This is a genomic window from Allochromatium warmingii (assembly GCF_900107145.1).
Lineage (GTDB): Bacteria > Pseudomonadota > Gammaproteobacteria > Chromatiales > Chromatiaceae > Thermochromatium > Thermochromatium warmingii.
In genome coordinates this window covers 1-3,682 of the sequence record NZ_FNOW01000074.1, presented here as the reverse complement: position 1 = coordinate 3,682, position 3,682 = coordinate 1, and the positions used below count along the sequence as shown (strand labels likewise).

Below are 3,682 nucleotides of genomic sequence, written 5' to 3'. Positions count from 1 at the left end.
TTCTCGATATTTCGCGCATTGAATCCGGGCGGCTGGCGCTGAGTTTAGAAACCGTCGAATTGCGGCCTATGCTCGAAGATTTAATTGAGCTATTTAGTCCGCAATTAATTGATAAACCGGTCGAACTCAGTGTCCGCTTGGCACTCGATGCCCCCGAATCCTTGCACACCGACCGCGATCAATTGCGGCAGATTTTGAAGAATTTTCTCGCCAATGCGATCAAATTCACCGAACGCGGTGAAGTGCGCGTTGAGGTGAATTGGCGTGCTGACAACCCGCGCCCGTTGGTATTAAGCGTCATTGACACCGGCATCGGCATTGCGCCCGATAAGCAAGACATCATCTTTGAAGCCTTCCAGCAAGCCGACGGCTCGACCCGTCGCCGCTACGGTGGCACCGGACTGGGCTTGGCTATCAGCCGCGAACTAGCAACCCTGCTCGGCGGTCTGATCGAGGTCGAAAGCAGTCCGGGGCAGGGCGCACGCTTTTCGCTGCTGCTGCCGCTGACGCTCGACAGCGAGCATGCCACAGCCACCGCAACGCGGATCACATTGCCCGCCGCCCCGCGCCCGCTGGTCGAGGACGAGCCGAGCGGTCTCGCGACGGCTGCAAAAGCCGTCACCGCCCCGGAGCGCCCTGGGTGCTGATTATCGAACGCGATGTCAAAACACTGGTGCGCCTGACTTCTGAGTTAGCGCGGCGCGGTCTGCGTGCCCAAACTGCCGCCGATCTCGACGAAGCCCTAGAAACCCTGCGCGACGAGGGCGAAGGCTGTGCGCTGGTGCTGCTGGCTACTCAGATGCCCGGCGAGCGCACCTGTGATACGATCCGGGCGCTTCTGGCCGCGACCCCTGAACCGCATCCGGCCGTGGCGCTGCTGCATCAGTCGCCGGACGCCGACCCGCGACTACAGGGCTGTCATACCGGCGGCACCCTCGCCTGGCTCGCCACCCCGGTCGCACCCGAAGCACTCAACGCGCTCTTAGCCAACGTGCTCGGCACCACCAGTCGTGAGGACTAAGCTGCGGATGTCAACGCGCTATGCCGACTTCAAATTGCTGATTGTTGACGATCATGCGCATAATCTATTCACCCTGCGCACACTGATTGCCAATCATCTCGACGTGACCGTATTAGAAGCCTGCTCCGGTCAAGAAGCCATTAACCTAACGCACGCCCATCCAGATATTGATTTAATTATTCTCGATGTGCAAATGCCCGATATGGACGGGTTTCAAACCGCATCACTGTTAAAACTGCGCAAACGCACCCGCGATATTCCGATTATTTTTCTCACTGCCGCATTCAAATCTGAAGAATTTCAACGGCGCGGATTTGCCGTTGGTGCCGCCGATTATTTGCTCAAGCCGATTGAAGACGATCAGCTCATCAATAAAATCAGCACCTATTTTCGGCTCATTGAAAAAGAACGCGAACTCAATCGCACGCTTGAACTCAAGGTCGCCGAACGCACCCGCGAACTAGCCGAAGCACGGCAATATTTAGCAAATATCCTGAGTCACATGGGCGAAGCACTGCTGGTACTTGAACCCGATGGGCGCATTAAGCTGACCAATCCAGCAGCACGGCGCTTGCTTGGCTATAGCGAAGCTGATTTGCTTGGAATGTCGATTGGTGATGTCTTTGAAGAAGATGGTGATGAGCAAGCCGGCGCTTTTATGGGCACCTGGCTTGAAGCCTTGATTCGTACTGGAGCCTTGAGCAAAATCGAAGCACGATTTATTGCACGCGATGAACGGCGCATGCCGATTTTGTTTTCGCGCACTGCGGTCAAAGATGCGGCGGGCCAGATCAGTGATATTATCTGTATCGCTAAGGATATGACGGGTTATACCCGCATTGAGTCGGATTGAATTGAAAGAGTATTTAAAAATGAACAATGCAAGCCGCTATGACCTGATAAGCGATGCTGATGAAAATACGGCATTGACAGCGAATGCATTAAAAGCGATGGCGCATCCTTTGCGCTGGAAAATTTTATGCTCGCTCGGTCAAAATGAATTATCGGTTGGCGAAATCGTCGAACGTACCGGCACCTCGCAGAGCAATATTTCGCAGCATTTGGAGCAATTGAAAAATAAAAATATTGTTGTCGCACGCAAGGAAGCCAATCGCATTTATTACCGGATTCGCAATGCGCAGTTGCTTGAATTGATCGGCATTATGCGTGAAGTATTGTGTCCGGCGAATTTAGATGATCGCGGCGGGATGTGAGATTGAGGAGCGTAATGAAATGGATTTAACCGCACAGTGCGCTAAGAGCGCAAAGATTTTTTGGTGACCAAGCCGGAGCTTCGTCACCAAAACAGTAACGAAAAATGCACGCTAAGTAGAGGTATTCCCGCGTAATTGCAGCGTTAATTTCTGAATTTCACGCTGCATTTCTAAACTCTCAAATGGTCGCAAAGTTGGTGCTTGACGGTTCATTAATCCATCGAGTAACAGTTGACTCGAACGCACCAAACCGACCAATTCTCCAGACACGCGCACCGTTTCATAGGTATTCCACGCCGTTGCAATATCTGGTTGCAGAGCTTTACGCGCTTGGCGTACCTGAGTTGCTTGATCGACGAGATATTGCCGATAAAACCCAGCCGCTTGCAGTGTCAGTTGTTGTGCTTTGAGATTACCTTCAAGTATAGCGCGGCGATCAGGAGCAGTGCGGAGCAGCCGTTCGGTTTCTTGATTTAAGCTCTGCGTTTGCGCCACGATATGATCAATTTGGGGCAAATACTGTTCGTCAATTGCGCTCTCAATTTGAACGTGCATCCGTTCGAGTGATTTAAGCAGCACGACATACAATCCATAATAACGCCGGGCAGTTGGTAAATCCTCACCGCTTTGTTCGACTAACTGTTCGAGTTGTTGGGTAATGGCTTTAATATTGTCGAATAGAATGCCAAGATCAACTAAATTATCCCCGACAACTGTGGCTAATAACAGATCGAGTTGTTGGTCGTCGAGTTTTAAGCCAATAGCGCGTAACGATTGGCCAAATTCGCGTTTAAGTCCGTCGATTTCTTGTGTCGTGCGTTGAATATCCGCTTCGCGAGCGGCAATTAGCGCATCATAATCAGAAACGGTTTTTTTGAAGGTTGATTCAGTCGGCGCAATAACGCGCTGTTGGCGATAATCGGCAATTTCAGCACGCCAATCGAGAATGCGTTGTTGCTGGGCTTGAATGCGGTTGCGGTATTGGAGCGCAGGTGAGACGGAAAGAATGGCAACAGCTTCATCAAGCAGTGCGTTAATTGCCGCTTGATTGGCCTGTTGATCGCGGCTAAACCAAGCGTTTTCGGGCAAGTTTTGGTGCTGTTCTTCGAGTATGAGGGCGTTGTTGAGTGTCGGTAGGGCGCGTTGCCAAAGTTGGTTGAAGTCGCCGTTTGGTTCGGCGAGCAGGCCGCGTGCTTCGTGCAAAGCTTCGTCGGCGAGCGTGCGGGATTGTTCCCACCAGTCGCTGGCGCGTTCGCGGGTGTTTGACCAGAGTTCGGCAGCGGTGGGTTGGGCGTGGGTGTGCGATGAGGCGCTGAAGAGTGTAAGCAGGGCGGCGCTGAATGTGGCGTGTTTGAACATGGCGAAATCCGCGTGGCGGGGCGATATATTCGTTATTTTAACTGGTTATCTTCAAAGGGTTATAGTTATGCCTACTTGCGCGTAACAC

5 protein-coding genes are annotated in these 3,682 nt (G+C 52.3%); 4 read left to right on the top strand and 1 reads right to left on the bottom strand.

The features are described 5' to 3' along the window. The 4 genes from BLW10_RS13385 to BLW10_RS13370 all read left to right on the top strand — a co-directional run. Positions 1–647: ATP-binding protein (locus BLW10_RS13385; protein ID WP_245709420.1), on the top strand; the 647-nt coding region annotated here is incomplete at its 5' end. After that, complete coding sequence (locus BLW10_RS13380) at positions 641–1,021, top strand: response regulator (RefSeq protein WP_177169077.1); 381 nt, start codon at positions 641–643, stop codon at positions 1,019–1,021. The genes BLW10_RS13385 and BLW10_RS13380, both read left to right, overlap by 7 nt. A gap of 7 nt (positions 1,022–1,028) precedes the next feature. Further along, positions 1,029–1,874 carry an ATP-binding response regulator gene (locus BLW10_RS13375; RefSeq protein WP_091335524.1) on the top strand — a complete coding sequence of 282 codons (846 nt, stop codon included), beginning with the start codon at positions 1,029–1,031 and terminating at the stop codon, positions 1,872–1,874. 19 nt (positions 1,875–1,893) lie between these two features. Then, entirely contained in the window at positions 1,894–2,235 is a 342-nt protein-coding gene (locus BLW10_RS13370; RefSeq protein WP_091335522.1) for an ArsR/SmtB family transcription factor, read from the top strand. Positions 2,236–2,346: 111 nt separating this feature from the next. Here the strand turns inward: BLW10_RS13370 and BLW10_RS13365 are convergent, their stop codons facing one another. Next, the gene (locus BLW10_RS13365) at positions 2,347–3,594 is read right to left on the bottom strand and encodes a hypothetical protein (RefSeq protein ID WP_177169076.1); all 1,248 of its coding nucleotides are present in this window, start codon (positions 3,592–3,594) and stop codon (positions 2,347–2,349) included. Positions 3,595–3,682: the final 88 nt, after the last annotated feature.

Coding starts and splice junctions, on each gene's coding strand:
- BLW10_RS13375 (WP_091335524.1), top strand. CDS start 1,029: ATGTCAACGCGCTATGCCGACTTCAAATTGCTGATTGTTGACGATCAT.
- BLW10_RS13370 (WP_091335522.1), top strand. CDS start 1,894: ATGAACAATGCAAGCCGCTATGACCTGATAAGCGATGCTGATGAAAAT.
- BLW10_RS13365 (WP_177169076.1), bottom strand. CDS start 3,594: ATGTTCAAACACGCCACATTCAGCGCCGCCCTGCTTACACTCTTCAGC.